Origin of the sequence: Diaphorobacter aerolatus, from assembly GCF_014489535.1 — a bacterium.
Classification (GTDB): Bacteria; Pseudomonadota; Gammaproteobacteria; order Burkholderiales; family Burkholderiaceae_C; genus Diaphorobacter_A; species Diaphorobacter_A aerolatus.
This window is the reverse complement of sequence record NZ_CP060783.1, coordinates 3,895,715-3,911,617: the sequence shown is the minus strand read 5'-3', so window position 1 is coordinate 3,911,617 and position 15,903 is coordinate 3,895,715. Positions and strand designations below refer to the sequence as shown.

Annotated in this window: 13 protein-coding genes, 1 tRNA gene and 4 pseudogenes; 5 read left to right on the top strand and 13 right to left on the bottom strand. The window is 62.0% G+C overall.

Annotated features, from left to right (window positions below; all coding sequences use genetic code 11):
- Window positions 1-38: 38 nt before the first annotated feature.
- Entirely contained in the window at window positions 39-371 is a 333-nt protein-coding gene (grxD, locus tag H9K75_RS18180; RefSeq protein ID WP_187723682.1) for a Grx4 family monothiol glutaredoxin, read from the top strand.
- 223 nt (window positions 372-594) lie between these two features.
- On the top strand, window positions 595-1,914 hold the full coding sequence (locus H9K75_RS18175; RefSeq protein WP_187723681.1) for a hemolysin family protein: 1,320 nt from the start codon (window positions 595-597) through the stop codon (window positions 1,912-1,914).
- A 77-nt stretch (window positions 1,915-1,991) separates the two neighbouring features.
- Here the strand turns inward: H9K75_RS18175 and H9K75_RS18170 are convergent, their stop codons facing one another.
- Entirely contained in the window at window positions 1,992-2,660 is a 669-nt protein-coding gene (locus H9K75_RS18170) for a lytic transglycosylase domain-containing protein (RefSeq protein ID WP_187723680.1), read from the bottom strand.
- Window positions 2,661-2,688: 28 nt separating this feature from the next.
- A pseudogene (locus H9K75_RS18165) lies at window positions 2,689-4,433 on the bottom strand (proline--tRNA ligase).
- Between the two features lie 90 nt (window positions 4,434-4,523).
- Between H9K75_RS18165 and H9K75_RS18160 the strand changes: the two are divergent.
- Window positions 4,524-5,233: pseudogene (locus H9K75_RS18160) on the top strand (RNA pyrophosphohydrolase).
- Between the two features lie 71 nt (window positions 5,234-5,304).
- On the opposite strand, the pseudogene proB reads toward H9K75_RS18160, so the two are convergent.
- From proB to rplU, 4 genes and pseudogenes are all read right to left on the bottom strand, one after another.
- Window positions 5,305-6,443: pseudogene (proB, locus tag H9K75_RS18155) on the bottom strand (glutamate 5-kinase).
- 103 nt (window positions 6,444-6,546) lie between these two features.
- Window positions 6,547-7,658: pseudogene (gene cgtA / locus H9K75_RS18150) on the bottom strand (Obg family GTPase CgtA).
- A 261-nt stretch (window positions 7,659-7,919) separates the two neighbouring features.
- Window positions 7,920-8,177, bottom strand: a complete 258-nt coding sequence (rpmA, locus tag H9K75_RS18145) for a 50S ribosomal protein L27 (protein ID WP_187723679.1) — start codon at window positions 8,175-8,177, stop codon at window positions 7,920-7,922.
- 12 nt (window positions 8,178-8,189) lie between these two features.
- Window positions 8,190-8,501 carry a 50S ribosomal protein L21 gene (gene rplU, locus H9K75_RS18140; RefSeq protein ID WP_166307970.1) on the bottom strand — a complete coding sequence of 104 codons (312 nt, stop codon included), beginning with the start codon at window positions 8,499-8,501 and terminating at the stop codon, window positions 8,190-8,192.
- Window positions 8,502-8,799: 298 nt separating this feature from the next.
- Between rplU and H9K75_RS18135 the strand changes: the two genes are divergently transcribed.
- Both H9K75_RS18135 and H9K75_RS18130 read left to right on the top strand, forming a co-directional pair.
- Window positions 8,800-9,729: a polyprenyl synthetase family protein gene (locus H9K75_RS18135; protein ID WP_187726101.1), complete on the top strand. Its 930-nt coding sequence runs from the start codon at window positions 8,800-8,802 to the stop codon at window positions 9,727-9,729.
- Between the two features lie 30 nt (window positions 9,730-9,759).
- Window positions 9,760-9,836, top strand: a tRNA-Pro gene (locus H9K75_RS18130).
- Between the two features lie 160 nt (window positions 9,837-9,996).
- Here H9K75_RS18130 and H9K75_RS18125 read toward each other — a convergent pair.
- Genes H9K75_RS18125 through H9K75_RS18100 form a run of 7 tightly spaced genes read right to left on the bottom strand, consistent with a single transcriptional unit; the run spans window position 9,997 to window position 15,899 of the window.
- Window positions 9,997-11,580, bottom strand: coding sequence for a polysaccharide biosynthesis protein (locus H9K75_RS18125; RefSeq protein ID WP_226858302.1), 1,584 nt, complete (start codon window positions 11,578-11,580; stop codon window positions 9,997-9,999).
- Window positions 11,544-11,837 carry a hypothetical protein gene (locus H9K75_RS24145; RefSeq protein ID WP_226858301.1) on the bottom strand — a complete coding sequence of 98 codons (294 nt, stop codon included), beginning with the start codon at window positions 11,835-11,837 and terminating at the stop codon, window positions 11,544-11,546. The genes H9K75_RS18125 and H9K75_RS24145 overlap by 37 nt, the downstream gene beginning before the upstream one ends.
- Before the next feature lie 2 nt (window positions 11,838-11,839).
- Entirely contained in the window at window positions 11,840-12,448 is a 609-nt protein-coding gene (locus H9K75_RS18120; protein ID WP_404826360.1) for a sugar transferase, read from the bottom strand.
- Entirely contained in the window at window positions 12,445-13,620 is a 1,176-nt protein-coding gene (locus H9K75_RS18115) for a DegT/DnrJ/EryC1/StrS family aminotransferase (RefSeq protein WP_187723678.1), read from the bottom strand. Before H9K75_RS18115 ends, H9K75_RS18120 begins: the two co-directional genes overlap by 4 nt.
- 10 nt (window positions 13,621-13,630) lie before the next feature.
- Window positions 13,631-14,356, bottom strand: a complete 726-nt coding sequence (locus tag H9K75_RS18110; protein WP_187723677.1) for a methyltransferase domain-containing protein — start codon at window positions 14,354-14,356, stop codon at window positions 13,631-13,633.
- Entirely contained in the window at window positions 14,353-15,384 is a 1,032-nt protein-coding gene (locus tag H9K75_RS18105) for a glycosyltransferase family 2 protein (RefSeq protein WP_187723676.1), read from the bottom strand. Before H9K75_RS18105 ends, H9K75_RS18110 begins: the two co-directional genes overlap by 4 nt.
- Window positions 15,381-15,899, bottom strand: a complete 519-nt coding sequence (locus tag H9K75_RS18100) for a class I SAM-dependent methyltransferase (protein WP_187723675.1) — start codon at window positions 15,897-15,899, stop codon at window positions 15,381-15,383. Before H9K75_RS18100 ends, H9K75_RS18105 begins: the two co-directional genes overlap by 4 nt.
- Between the last annotated feature and the right edge of the window lie 4 nt (window positions 15,900-15,903).

Sequence of the window (15,903 nt, the reverse complement as noted above, 5' to 3'; positions counted from 1 at the left end):
ATTCGCAATGAAGGGCATCCGAATTTCAGGAGTATTCCATGAGCGACGTAAATCAACGCATCGACCAACTCGTCAAGGGCAGCGATGTGCTGCTCTTCATGAAGGGCAACGCCAGTTTCCCGATGTGCGGCTTCTCTGGCCGTGCAATCCAGATCCTCAAGGCCTGCGGCGTGGATCCACGCAATGTCACCACCGTGAACGTGCTCGACGATCAGGAAATCCGCGAGGGCATCAAGGACTACAGCCAGTGGCCCACGATTCCCCAGCTCTACGTGAAGGGCGAATTCATCGGCGGCTCGGACATCATGATGGAGATGTACGAATCGGGCGAACTGCAGCAAGTGCTGGGCGCAAGCCCCGCCGCCGAGTAAGCTCGTCAAACCCACAGTCATTTGAAAACGCCGATCAGTTCTTCTGGTCGGCGTTTTTGTTGGCGTTGATCCGGTTCTTGCCAAGGCGCGCCCAAGGCGCACGAATACCGTCAATTCAACCCTCGCAGGCCACGGACAAGCGTCCGCGCGCGTACCCGCTGCCCGCTACACTGCGTGAACCCCATTTTTGCGGCTGCTCCCGTGCCGGACCGCCGCCTCGTCAATGCAATTTCCCGAAAGCCTCTTCGCCATCGCGCTGCTGATTCTGCTCAGCGCATTCTTCTCGCTCGCCGAACTTTCGCTTGCCGCCTCTCGCCGACTGCGCTTGCGGCAACTGGCGGTGGACGGAGACATGCGCGCGGATCAGGTGCTGAAGCTGCAGGAATCGCCCGGGGACTATTTCACCGTCATCCAGATCGGACAGAACGCCGTGGCGATCCTCGGCGGCATTGTCGGCGAGGGCGCGCTCACGCCGTCGCTGGCCCGGCTTTTCGGAATCTGGCTCGACTCATCGACCGCGCAGACCGTGGGTTTCCTGGCCTCGTTCTTCATCGTGATGTCGCTGTTCATCCTGTTTTCGGACCTGTTTCCTAAGCGTCTCGGAATGGCCGAGCCCGAGCGTTGGGCGGTGCGCGTGCTCACGCCGATGCAGTGGTGCATGCGCCTGCTCACGCCCATCGTCTGGTTCTACGGCAAGACCACCGATCTGATCTTCAAGCTGCTCGGCGTGGAGACCGTGCGCGACGACCGCATCACCTCCGAGGACATCCTCGCCATGACCGAGGCCGGCGCGCGTGCCGGCTTGCTCGCGGCGAGCGAGCAGCAGGTCATCGCCAACGTGTTCGAGCTTGATTCGCGCACCGTGGCCTCTGCGATGACGCAGCGCGAACGCATCGCATTTTTCCTGCACGACGACCCCGACGAGGTGATCCGTGCGCGCATCGCCGAAGAACCGTTTTCGACCTACCCGGTCTGCGATGGCGACATCGACCATGTGGTCGGCTATGTTGACGCCAAGGACCTGTTCCAGCGCGTGCTCAATAACCAGACCCTGTCGCTCAGCGATGAGCAACTGGTTCACAAGGTGCTAATCGTCCCGGACCGTCTCACGCTCGCCGAGGTGCTCGACCAGTTCCGCCAGGTGCACGAGGATTTTGCGGTCATCGTCAACGAATACAGCCTGGTGGTGGGTGTCGTCACGCTCAACGACGTGATGAGCACGGTCATGGGCGATCTGGTCGGTCCCGATGACGAGGAGCAGATCGTGCGCCGTGACGAGAACTCCTGGCTCATCGACGGCGTCACGCCCATCGAAGACGTGCTGCGCGCGCTCCATCTCAACGAACTGCCGCACGATGACGAATACGAAACGCTCGCAGGCTTTTTGATGGTGATGCTGCGCCGCGTGCCACGTCGCACGGACAGCGTGAACTTTGGCGGCTACAAGTTCGAGGTGCTGGACGTGGACAGCTACCGCATCGACCAGGTGATGGTTTCGCGACTCACCGAGACCGGTGCGCGCTCATCAGCCGAAGGGGAGTGATCGCATGAGTCGGGCCCCGATCAATAAAAAAGCTGGCGACATGCCAGCTTCTTGGACCTGGATACGCGCGCTGCCGCTCAGGCCGCAGTCACTTTCTCGTTGAAGATCCAGTTGCGCTGCGCCGCGAACACCGCGTTCGGATAAGGGTCGCGGCCACGGCTGCCGTTGTAGCGGCCAAGCGCCATGAAGACGTCGCCCTTTTCGCGATCCAGATAGTGACGCAGGATCACGCAGCCAAAGCGCAGGTTGGTCTGCATGTTGAACAGCTTGCCGGCGTCGCCATCACCGATGACGCGCGTCCAGAATGGCATCACCTGCATATAGCCGCGCGCACCGACGGGTGAGACGGCGAACTTGCGGAATGCGCTCTCGACCTGCACCAGCCCCATCACGAGCGAGGTATCGAGACCCGCGCGCTTGGATTCATACCAGATGGTCTGAAGGAAGTCGCGGCGCACTTCCCACTCGGGCTTGCGCTTGCGCAGTTTCTCGCTCATGGTGCCGAGCCAGCGCAGATACATGATGCGCGCCTCGGTCGAGGAAAACAGCGGCTCGGGCGGTAGCTGATTGCTGACGGCAGAGGTGAGCGCAGTGCGCACCGAGTCCATGAGCGGCTCTTCCAATTGGCTTCCGGCATGCGCGAGTTGCGGCATGCCGAGCAGTCCCGCCGCTCCCAATGACGGCGCAGCAGACAGGGACAACAAGAGCGAACGACGCGATACGCCGCCCGGCTCCTGCTTTTTCACTCCCCCTCGATGACACTTTCGCTCGGTCTCATACCTTCAAACGTTCCTTCACATGCGCAAACACGTCGCCTACCGCGACCTTCGTCGCTGCCGTATCGCGACGATTCTGATATTCCAATTGACCTTCTTTCAGGCCCCGGTCGGAGATCACCACACGGTGCGGCACACCGATCAATTCCCAATCCGCAAACATCGCCCCAGGGCGCTCGCCACGGTCATCCAGCAATACATCAACGCCCGCCGCCTGGAATTCGGCATACAGCTTTTCGGCGGCGGTCTTCACTTCCTCGCTGCGATCCATGCCGATGGGGCAGATCACCACGGTGAATGGAGCAATCGCGTCGGGCCAGATGATGCCGCGCTCGTCATGGTTCTGCTCGATGGCTGCAGCAGGCAGCCGCGTCACGCCAATGCCGTAGCAACCCATCTCGAAGAATGCCGGCTTGCCATCTTCCGCAAGGAAGGTGGCATTCATCGCCTTGCTGTATTTGGTGCCGAGGTAGAACACATGTCCGACTTCGATACCGCGCTCTATCGCAAGCTCTCCCTTGCCGTCCGGTGACTTGTCGCCCGCAACCACGTTGCGGATGTCGGCCACCAGATCGGGCTCGGGCAGATCACGGCCCCAGTTGACGCCCGTGATGTGGTGGTCCGCCTGATTCGCTCCGCAAATCCAGTCGGCCATCAATGCCACATCGCGATCGGCAACGATCCTGACGGGCTTTTTCAGATTCAGCGGGCCCAGATAACCGGGCTTGCTGCCGAAGTGTTCCTCGATCTCGGACAGCGTGGCAAACCGGAAGCCCACATTCAGGCCCGGAACCTTGCTGACCTTGATTTCGTTCATGTCGTGATCGCCGCGCAGCAGCAACAGCCAAACCTGCGACTTGACGACCTCGCCTTGATCATTGACTTCATCCGTGGCCAAAACCAAAGACTTGACAGTTGTTGACAAATCAACACCCAGGAATTCGGCAACTTCACCACAGGTGGATTTCCCGGGCGTGGGCGTCAGCGTCTGGGCCGCGCTGGCAGCGGGGCGCGCATGGGTTGGCGCCAAGGCCTCGGCCTTCTCCATATTCGCTGCGTATTCGCTGCTCGGGCAGTAGACGATGGCATCTTCGCCGGTCGAGGCGATCACCTGGAACTCTTCGCTCAGGTCTCCTCCGATGGCACCCGAATCTGCAGCAACTGCACGGTAACTGAGGCCAAAACGGTCGAAAATGCGGCGATACGCGGCAGCCATGTTCTGATAGCTGATCGTTGCAGCTGCCGGATCGCGGTCGAAACTGTAAGCGTCCTTCATGATGAACTCGCGTCCGCGCATCAGGCCGAAGCGCGGGCGGCGCTCATCGCGGAACTTGGTCTGGACCTGATAGATGTTCCTGGGCAGCTGCTTGTAGCTGCGGAACTCCTGGCGCGCGATGTCGGTGACGACCTCCTCGCTGGTCGGCTGAATCACGAAGTCGCGACCATGGCGATCCTGGATGCGCAGCAACTCCGCGCCCATCTGCTCGAAACGGCCAGTTTCTTGCCAATATTCTGCGGGCTGAACGACCGGCATGGTGCACTCGACTGCGCCGGCACGGTTCATTTCTTCACGCACGATAGCTTCTACCTTGCGAATCACGCGCAGACCCATCGGCATGTAGTTATAGATGCCCGCGCCCAGCTTTTTGATCATGCCCGCCCGCGTCATCAACTGGTGGCTGACGACTTCCGCATCGGCGGGGCTTCTTTGAGGGTGGAAATAAGGAATTGGGTAGCTTTCATCTATCGATCTCACGCCACTGAGGTAAGCCCGCTTGCCGCATGCAGGGTACCGTGCATAATGGTCACAGTTTTTGAATTTGGGGTTAGATTATGCTCGACCGGGACGGATTTCGCCCGAACGTCGGCATCATCCTGCTCAACCAGAGGAACCAGGTATTCTGGGGAAAAAGGATCCGGACACACAGCTGGCAGTTCCCTCAAGGTGGTATTGATCGCGGGGAATCCCCGAGCAAGCCATGTTCCGGGAGCTTCACGAGGAAGTCGGGCTTATGCCCGATCACGTCCGGATCATTGCCCGCACGCGGGACTGGTTGCGTTACGAGGTGCCTGACCGGTATATCCGCCGTGATGCGCGCGGACATTACAAGGGCCAGAAGCAGATCTGGTATCTCCTTCAATTGGTGGGTCACGACTGGGATTTGAACCTGCGTGCCACCAATCATCCAGAGTTCGACGCCTGGCGTTGGAACGACTATTGGGTTCCACTCGACGTGGTCGTGGAATTCAAGCGCGGCGTCTATGAAATGGCGCTGACTGAACTCGCGCGTTTTCTGCCGCGCCACGAACAGCGCAACCGCTACCTGCGCAGCGGCATGCGTGCGCGCGAAGGAGCGGGTGTCGGTCCCGCCGCCGACCTTGTTCAACCGACGGCCACACGCTTCAATTCGATGATGCTCAAACCCGGCATGGAACTGCCGCCGGGCGCAAGCTTTGATCCGAATCCGCAAGGACGGATTCCACAGCCGGATAACGCCGTGCTCGCGCCGATGCACGCCCCCGGAGCGCCTCAGGAAGACTGAGGCGCGAGCACTGTGACCGTAAATTCGGGGCCCGGAAATCCGGGCTTTCCGGTTGTGTGCACAGACTTGCCTCAATGGTGCGTCAACACCAGATTGTCCCGGTGCACCATCTCGGGTTCAGCGATATAGCCCAGCAATTGCTCGAACTCCGAGGATGGTTTGCGACACAGCAGCCGCGCCTCGGCGCAGGTGTAGTTCGCAAGACCACGCGCAATCTCGATGCCGTTCTCATCCCGGATCGCTATCACGTCGCCGCGCACAAAGTCGCCCTCCGCCGCCAGCATGCCAATCGGCAACAGGCTCTTGCCGCTGCCGATGAGCTTGGCCGCCGCGCCGGCGTCCACGGTCACCGACCCGCGCATTTGCAGGTGATCGGCCATCCATTGCTTGCGTGCCTGCGTCTTCTGGGTCTGTGCGACCAGCAGCGTGCCAATCGCCTCGCCACCCGCCAATCGGATCAGCACATCCTTCTCACGCCCCCAAGCGATCACGGTCGATGCGCCCGAGCCTGCGGCGCGCTTGGCCGCGAGAATCTTGGTGATCATGCCGCCCTTGCCAAGGCTGGAGCCCGCGCCGCCCGCCATGATTTCCAGCGCCGGATCTCCGGCATTGGCCACGTCGACGAATCGGGCATTCGGATCGCGCCGTGGATCGGCGGTATAGAGCCCCTTCTGGTCCGTGAGAATCACCAGCACGTCGGCCTCGACCAGATTGGCAACCAACGCTCCCAGCGTGTCGTTGTCGCCGAACTTGATCTCGTCCGTCACCACCGTGTCGTTCTCGTTGATGACCGGCACCACGCCAAGCCGCAACAGGGTCAACAGCGTGATGCGAGCATTCAGATAGCGCTCGCGGTCGGCCAGATCGGCATGGGTGAGCAGCACTTGCGCGTTGCGCATGCCGTGTTCACGCAGCTTGGTCTCGTACATCTGCGCCAGGCCCATCTGCCCCACGGCCGCTGCCGCCTGCAGCTCATGAATCTCGCTGGGGCGAGCGGTCCAGCCCAGGCGCTTCATGCCCTCGGCGATCGCACCGCTGGAGACCATGATGACCTCGCGTCGCACGCCGCCGTCGCCATGCACCAGCGCCGCCAACTGGCGACTCCACTCGCCGATGGCGATCTCATCCAGCCCTTGCCTTCATTGGTTACAAGGCTGGAGCCGACCTTCACCACGATGCGACGCGCATCGCTCAAAACATTGGAGACCATTGATCTAGCTATATGTATGGCTGTAGATGGCCCGACGATGTGGACCACGCGGGCGCACGGCCATCATTCATCGGGCAGGCGCCATTATGAAACCACGCTGCGCCTATTCATCGTCGCGAGGCGCAAATCGCGGATCGGTCTGCGTATCGACATCGGAGTCCGACAGAAAGCGCGGGTCCACTTCCTCGGGCGTGTTCTGCGCAACCTGCTCGGCATGCACATGCTGAAAAATCGTCTTGATCAGCGGCTCGCAACCCTCGCGCGTGAGCGCGGAGATCTCGAACACCGGTCCCTTCCACTTGAAGCGCTTGACGAAATCCTTGACCAGCCTGGCGCGGTCTTCCTCCGGCACCATGTCCAGCTTGTTGAGCACCAGCCAACGCGGCTTGCTGTAGAGATCGGCATCGTACTTGCGCAGTTCTTCCACGATGGCCTTGGCCTGTTCGACCGGATCGACGTTGTCGTCAAACGGCGAGACGTCAACAATGTGCAGCAGCAGGCGCGTGCGTTGCAGATGGCGCAGGAACTGGTGACCAAGGCCCGCGCCTTCCGACGCACCTTCGATCAGACCGGGGATGTCGGCAATCACAAAGCTCTGCTCGGGCCCGACACGCACCACCCCGAGGTTCGGGTGCAGCGTCGTGAACGGATAGTCGGCAATCTTTGGACGCGCGTTCGACACCGCCGCAATGAACGTGGACTTGCCCGCATTCGGCATGCCCAGCAGACCCACGTCCGCCAGCACCTTGAGTTCCAGCTTCAGATTGCGCTTGTCGCCTGGAAAACCAGGCGTCTTCTGACGCGGCGCGCGATTGATCGCGCTCTTGAAACGCAGATTGCCGAACCCACCATCGCCGCCCTTGGCAATGGTGATCACCTCGCCCGCATTCAGCAGCTCGAACAGCACTTCGCCCGTTTCGGCATCGGTGATGATCGTGCCGACCGGCATGCGCAGCGTGACATCCTTGCCCGCCGCACCGAACATGTCCGACCCCTTGCCATGCTCGCCACGCTGCGCATCGTGGCGACGCGAAAAGCGGTAATCGACGAGCGTGTTCAAGTTCGGATCGGCCACGGCAAACACATGCCCCCGCGTCCACCATCACCCCCATCCGGCCCGCCAAATTCCTTGTACTTCTCGTGGCGGAACGACACGCAGCCATTGCCCCCGTCACCGGCGGAAATGTCGATATAGGCTTCGTCAACGAACTTCATGGTCTTGGAGTTTACAAAATTGCCCGTTCCACACTGGAAGCAAAGGACTTGAGCCCCAAGCAGGATGCCAGAGACAACGCGCGGCAACAGCACCGCAATACGGCATCGAGAACGTCAGGTGCATCTCGATCAAGAACCACAATGCCTAGAAGATGGCGCTTCAGGCTTGGCGTCGAAGCCGAAGGCTTTGTAGTACAAAAACAAAAATCCAAAAACAGCAAAGCCCGAGGATCGGGGCTTTGCTGTGAGTTCAGCGCGTAGTTACGCTGGAGTGATGCTCACGGTATGCTTGTTCAAGGCACCCTTGTGCCCAAACGTCACATGACCGTCCACCAGCGCGAACAAGGTGTGATCCTTGCCCTGACCCACGTTCACGCCCGGGTGAATACGTGTGCCACGTTGACGAACGATGATCGAGCCAGCGCTGATCAGTTCACCACCGTAAGCCTTGACGCCAAGCATTTTTGGCTTGGAATCACGACCGTTTCGCGTAGAGCCGCCGCCTTTTTTCTGTGCCATGAGATATACCCTTTAAGCAGCAATAGCGCCGATCAGCAGTTCGGTGAACTGTTGACGGTGACCTTGAGACTTAGCATAGTGCTTGCGACGACGCAGCTTGAAGATGCGCACTTTGTCGTGCTTGCCGTGAGCAACCACCGTTGCTGTCACAGATGCGCCGGACACCAGGGGTGCACCAACCTTGAGTTCAGCGCCGTTGCCGACTGCCAGAACCTGGTCGATCACAATCTCCTGGCCTACGTCCGCAGCAATCTGTTCTACTTTGATTTTTTCGCCAGCAGCAACGCGATATTGCTTGCCACCGGTTTTTATGACCGCGTACATGTAAACCTCTTTTGAATGAGCTCCGCGAACGAACTTTCACGGAACCCAAGAGTATACCCTGACCGGCACGTTGCTGACAAGAGCGCCTCAGAAACCCGGAAATGGCCGCCTGAACCCGTTCATGCATACTGCCTCCCGCATGCACATTTCAACGATTTTCGGCAGGTTACGCCTCGACCGGCAGCATGGCGATCCGTCCTTCCTATAATTTGAGTCTCTGACAACATCTTCTGACTGCATCACCTTGGCCGCCAACAACAATAGCACCGCCACGACACTCGCATTGATCGCCGACGACATGCGCGAAGTGGACAAAGTCATCGCCGCACGGCTCAGCTCCTCAGTGCCGCTGGTGAGCCAGGTCGCACAGTACATCATTGCCGCTGGCGGAAAACGGCTGCGCCCCGCCCTGCTGCTGCTGATGGCAGGCGCGCTCGGCTACAAGGACGCGCAGCGCTTCAATCTGGCAGCCGTCGTGGAGTTCATCCACACCGCCACGCTGCTGCACGACGACGTGGTCGACGAATCCACCCTGCGTCGCGGCCGGCCCACGGCGAACGAGAACTTCGGCAATCCGGCAAGCGTGCTGGTGGGTGATTTTCTCTACTCGCGCGCCTTCCAGATGATGGTCGACAGCAACAACATGCGCATCATGCACATTCTTGCCGAGGCCACGAACATCATCGCCGAGGGCGAGGTCCAGCAACTCATGAACACGCACGACGCGTCGCTCAGCGAAGCGGCCTATCTGAACGTGATCCGCTCCAAGACCGCCAAACTGTTCGAAGCCAGCGCGCGGCTCGCAGCCGTTCTCGCAGGCAGCCCAGAGCACATCGAAAGCGCCTGCGCCGCTTACGGTCAGGCGCTCGGAACCGCATTCCAGGTGATCGACGATGTACTCGACTATGACGGCGACGCCGTCGAGATGGGCAAAAACCTCGGCGACGACCTGCGCGAAGGCAAGGTCACCCTGCCGCTCATCATCGCCATGCAACGCGGCAGCGCCGATCAGTGCGCGCTGATCAGGAACGCCATCGAAGTCGGTGAAACCGACAACCTTCCCGCAGTCATCGACATCGTCAAAACCACCGGAGCCCTCGACGCCACCCGCCAGGCCGCCGCCTCCCAAGCCCAGTTGGCCATCGACGCCATCGCTGGCCTGCCAGCCAATCGCTACACCGAAGGACTGCTACAATTGGCAGCTTCGCTGCTTGATCGCCGCATCTGACTCGAACAGCAACACAACAACCACCACCATCGGGGTGTAGCTTAGCCTGGTAGAGCGCTACGTTCGGGACGTAGAGGCCGGAGGTTCGAATCCTCTCACCCCGACCAGGACACTATTGCAATGCAGGCCGCTGCCGCGGCTGCGCTGGTTCGTGATGGTCTTGGGTGCGCGGTATCGCTCCACCCCAGTCTCCAAGACTGCTGCACATGAAGCAGGAGTTTTATTGGGGAATGAACACAAACTCCTGAAGATCACACTAAGCCTCGATCAGGCGCCGCGCGCGCGATATTCCTGTACGTAGTCGTGCAGGCCGTTGCGCAGCAGATGGGGGGAAGGCGCGGCTCCAAGATCGCGCACCCAGGCCTGCAATTGCTCCAGTTCGTGCGAGGACAGCACGGTCGCCGTCTGCTGCACCACGCGCAGTTGCGGGTGGCTGGTGGCCGAGGTGGTTTCGTCGTTCGCGAGCCATTCCTCGAACAGCTTTTCGCCGGGGCGCAGACCGGTGAACACGATGGGTACCTCGGCCTCGGTACGGCCCGAGAGGCGGATCAGCAGTCGCGCCAGTTCGACGATCTTCACGGGCTCGCCCATGTCGAGCACGTAGATCTGTCCCGACTGCCCGAGACGCCCGGCCTGCACCACGAGTTGCGCGGCTTCGGGAATGGTCATGAAGTAGCGCACGATCTCGGGGTGTGTGACGGTCACGGGCCCGCCGCGCGCGATCTGCGACGTGAACAAGGGCACGACCGAACCGCTCGATCCCAGCACGTTGCCAAAGCGTACCGCGACGTATTCGGTGTCGGGATGGCGCGCCGCCATCGCCTGCACCACGCGCTCGGCCAGCCGTTTGCTCGCTCCCATGATGCTCGTTGGATTCACCGCCTTGTCGGTGGAGACCAGCACAAAGCGTTGCGCTCCGCATTCGCCCGCGACGCGTGCCAGGTTGAGCGTGCCTAGCACGTTGGTGCGCAGCGCCTCGACCTCGTTGCTCTCTTCCATGAGCGGCACGTGTTTGTAGGCCGCCGCATGAAAGATCACCACCGGATGGTGCTTCTGCGCTATCGCCAGCATGCGTTCGAGTTCGCGCACATTGGCCGTGTAGTAGTTGCCGAGCATCTCGGGATGCGCGATGCGCAGTTCCTGCTCCAGCGTGTAGATGGCCGCCTCCGACACGTCCACGCACACGAGACGCGAGACGCCGAAGCGCGCGACCTGGCGGCACAGTTCCGAACCGATCGAGCCCCCGGCGCCCGTGATCATCACGGTCTGCCCCGACAGCCATTCGGCGAGATCCCCTGCATCCAGCGCGACGGGCGTGCGGCCCAGCAGGTCTTCGAGATCGACCTTGCGAAGATCGGTCGTCGGCGTGTTGAGCCAATGGTCGGCACTCGGCATCGTCAGCAGATTGAGCTGCGACCCCGACCAGCGAAGCAGGGCTTCGCGGCGCAGCGCCGAGCCCGGCGCGCTTGCGAGCAGCACCGAATGCACGTTGTGTGCGACGGCGATGTCGCCCAATCGCTCGACCGTACCGAGCACGCTCACGTTCTGCAGGCTCTGGCTCACGTCCTGCTCACGCGGCGAGACAATGCCCACCACCTGCCAACCCTGCGATCCCTTGAGCGTGCGCAGCGCCTGATCGGCCTCTTCGAGCGTGCCGACGATGATGAGCGAGGACTGCCCGCCAGCGCCGCTGCGCGCGTGCCGCTGTTCGGCAATCGAGCGCCAGGTGGCACGCGCTCCGGCCAGCATGGCCAGCACCAGCAGGCCGAAGATCGGAAACACGGAACGCGCAAATCCGGGATAACGCAGCACCATCACGCAGGCCACCGTCGCCAGCACTCCCAAGAGCACCCCCAGGCCAGTTGCCGCAGATCGGCCAGCCCCACGTAGCGCCATGCCTGACGCTGCACCCGCGCCATCGCAAGTCCCACGACCATGCAGGCCACGGCCCACGGCATGGTGTCGAGCGCCATCGTGCGGTACTCGGCCGGCAGCTCGAAGTTGAAACGCAGCCAGAACGCCACGGCCCATGCCACGGCCACCATGACGACGTCGGCCAGCGCGAACAGCACCTTGTCGCGACTCCAATGAATTCCATTCACACTCATGATCACCGTTTCTTGGGGCCTGCAATGGCCCAAACCGTTCTGCCGATGATCGCCAGATCACCCGCCACGCTGCGATGCGCCACGTAGTCGAGGTAGTAGCGCTGTTTGATCGGCATGATCTGCTCGACATAGGTGCGCTCGACGTCGCTGCTCGCGGCCAGCATGCGCTCCTCGTCGCGAAACGCAATCGCCGCGTTGTCGGTGATGCCGGGACGCACCGAAAGAATCTTCGCGCGCACTTCTTCGGGATATTGCGCGATGTAGCGCGGCACCTCGGGCCTGGGCCCGACAAGGCTCATGTTACCCACCAGCACGTCGATGAGCTGCGGCAGCTCGTCGAGCTTGCTGCGCCTGAGCACCCGTCCGACCGCCGTGATGCGCGCATCCCCGGCTGCGGTCACCTGCGGCCCGGCGCCGTCGGTCACATGCATCGTACGGAACTTGCGGATGCGAAAGCGCTTGCCGCCGAGACCCACGCGATCCTGACGAAAGAGCACCGGCCCGGGCGAACTCGCCTTCACCGCCACCGCGCACGCCAGAAGCACGGGCGAACATAGCAGCAGAACGAGCGATGCGCCCAGCAAATCCATGATCCGCTTGCTCGCACTCACCGGCTCTCCTGCTGATCGAGCACCGTGCGTACCGCCGCAATCACGCGTTTGACATCGGCATCCGTCATGCGCGTATAGATCGGCAGCGACGCCGTGCGCTGGTACATCGACTCACTGACGGGAAAATCCCGCGCGTCGAGTCTGCATGAGGCGCGCCAGTAGCTCTGCTGGTGCAGCGGGATGTAGTGCACGCTCATGCCTATGCCCTGCGCGAACATCGCGTCGATGAAGCGATCACGATCAACGCGCGGTGGCACGAGAATCGGATAGAGGTGCCAGGAGTGCACGTCGCCAGCTTGCGCCTGAGGCGGCGTGACGATTCCCTCCATCGACGCAAACGCCGCATCGAACTGCCGTGCAATGTCGGCGCGGCGCTGCTGCATGTCGCGCACGCGCCGCAACTGTACGAGGCCGATGGCCGCCGCAATGTCGGTCATGTTGTATTTGAAGCCCGGCGCGACGATGTCGTAGCGCCACGCGGGCACCGTGGAATTGAAGCGCGCGAAAGCATCGCGGTCGATGCCGTGCAGGCGCATGGTGCGCGCCCGTTTGGCGAGCGCGGCATCGCGCGTGACCAGCATGCCGCCCTCGCCCGTCGTCATCGTCTTGTTGGCATAGAAACTGAACACCGTGGCATCGCTCTCGAGCGTGCCGATCATCGCGCCGCGATGCGTGCAGGGCAAGGCGTGAGCGGCATCCTCGATCACCTTGAGCCGGTGCCGTCTGGCGATGTCGAGAATCGCCGTCATGTTCGCGCTGCGGCCACCGAAGTGCACCGCAATAATGGCCTTGGTGCGCGCGGTGACGTGCTTTTCGATCTCGCGCGGATCGATGCACCAGCTGTGTTCCTCGATATCGACCAGCACCGGGTTGGCGCCGAGATAACGGATCACCTCGGCGCTTGCGGTGAAGGTATGCGTCGTGGTGATGACCTCATCGCCCGGCGCGACACCTGCGGCTTCGAGTGCGAGATGCAGTCCTGCGGTTGCCGAATTCACCGCCACCGTCTCGAGCGACGCGTCGCCCAGAAACTCGGCGAATGCCTGCTCGAAGCGTCTGGCCTTCGGCCCGGTGGTCAGCCAGCCGGAGCGCAGCGTGTCCACGACTTCGGCGATTTCCTCTTCTCCCACATCGGGCAAGGCAAAGGGCAGCATGTTTCGGGTTGGGCTCATCGCGTTCACATCACAAGGGTTTGGACAGCAGGCATAGCACATGCGTGCGCAGCAGCGGAACCGCGTTCAACAGCGGATACAGCGCGGGGCTCACGCGGCATGCGGCGCGCCCGAGCGGCGGCGCAAGCGTGATGCGCCGGGCCTCGATCCGCGCTTCGGGAAACAGCTCTCGCAGGCGCTTGAGCGGCACGGCGCGCACATCGGGATTGCGTGGATTGTCGTAGACGAAATCGTGCCACAGCACCGCGCCACCGGGCCTGAGCCACTGCCAGACACGCGCGGCGAGTTGCTGCTGCACGGCGTCCGAAAGAATCGAGGAGAACACCGTGAACAGCACGACGATGTCCTGGCTCGCTACAGGCAGGCTCGACTCCATTTGCGGATCGAGTGCATCGGCATTCCAGATGCGGCAGGCGGTGGGTAGCACCGTGCGTGCAGCCTGCGCCCGTTCGGCCAGCAACTCGATGCCCTGCAATCTTTGCGGCGTCACGCCAAGGCGCAGCAGATCGAGCAGATGGCCTCCGCCGCCGCAGCCGACGTCGAGCACATCGAGCTGCGCGAAATCATCAAGCCCTGCGCCGCACAGCAGGCGCAGCAGCTTGCGTTGGCGTTCCTGCCATGCGGCGAGCGCGTACGGATCGCTGAGGCTGTATCGATGGGCGTCGCGCACGCCATCGCGGCGCGCATAGCGTTCGCGAACGTCGTCGGCTTCGCGCGAAGGTGTGGGCGCGCTCATCGCGTGAGCGCTCCCCACTGCGGTTGCGGGCCACGCGCAAGCAGCACGTCGCGCCAGCCGCACAGCGAGCCCCAGCCGTAGCCAAAGTGATAAGCGCAGATGACGCCCACAACACGCGCGGCCATGCCCGTCTCGAGTCGAGACCGCATGCCCCAAAGCGCCAACAGCAATAGGCCGGCATAGGCCGCCAACAACAGCAGCAACGGCCATGCCGTCACGGTCGCGGCCAGTATCAGCGCAGCCAACAACGCCAGCAGAAAGGCCGCCGGCACCAGATGCCGCAGCGCCGCGGCCTGACCATGTTTCTTCATCACGAAGGGCTTCCAGTAGCCGTATTGCGAATACTGCCGGAATACCTGAGACAGACTGGCACGCGGGAAGTAACTCGAGCGTATCGCCCTGCTCTGCCAGATGCGAAAGCCGTTTTTCTTCAGGCGCAGGTTGTGCTCGTCGTCCTGATTGCGCACGAGCTGTTCGTCGAATCCGCCTACTCTCGAAAAGCTCTCGCGCGGCCAGCAGCCGAGATAGACCGTGTCCACTTCGCCTTCAAAGTCAAGATCGCGCGAGCGCGCACCGCCCGCCACCCAGGGCGACTGGAATGCCGCCGCCACGGCCTTCTGCATCAGGCTGCGTCCCTTGGCATGCCATGCGCCGCCCACGTTGTCGGCGCCGGTGCGCTTGAGTGCTTCCACACACTGCAGCAGATAGTCGTTCGCGTATTCGCTGTGGATGTCGAGCCGCACGATGATCTCGCCGCGCGATTGTTCGATGCAGCGATTGAGGCCGGGCGAGACGATGCGAAGCGGGTTGTCCACGCAGTGAAAGCGCGCATCCCTGGCGCACCAGTCCTCGATCAACTGCCGCGTGCCGTCGTCGCTGCGGCCATCGGCGATCAGCACCTCCAGTTGCCAGCCTTCGGGCAACTGCATGCCGGCGACGTTGCCGCAGAAAGCGATGATGTGATCACGCTCGTTTCGGCAAGGCGCGATCACCGACAGAAGTTTCGGCGTAGCGGGCAGAAGATTCATACCGCCCCCTGGTCCGAACAGCGGAAAAAGTAGTGGTAACGGTGCATGGGAAACACGCCGCTGTTCACCGTGGCAAAACGCTCGCGCATCTGCGCCACCAAGGCCGAGCGCCGCGTCTGCCATTCGGACGATATTTCCCAGAAATGTCCGTCCGTCAAACGGCGACGGCTTGGGATGCGTATGCCGAGAGATACGTCGACAAAGCGGTTGTGGATGCCGAAGCGCCCCATAAAACCGGCCCAGGGAAAATGCCCCGGCAGCGAGATGAAGGCGTTGGGTGCGAGGCTTCTGAGGATGTCGAGATTCGTGCCGAATTGCCCGAACGGCATGTGCTCTAGCACCTCGCAGCACGACACCACGTCGAATTGCTCACCCTTGAGATGCTGCGGCAGGTCTGCAAGCGGCGCACAAATGTCGGGCTCGAGCGCGGGATTGATGTCGGCGGTCACGACCTCGACACCGGACTGCCGCAAAAAGGTCGAGACAAAGCCATTGCCGATGCCGATCTCCAGCACACGG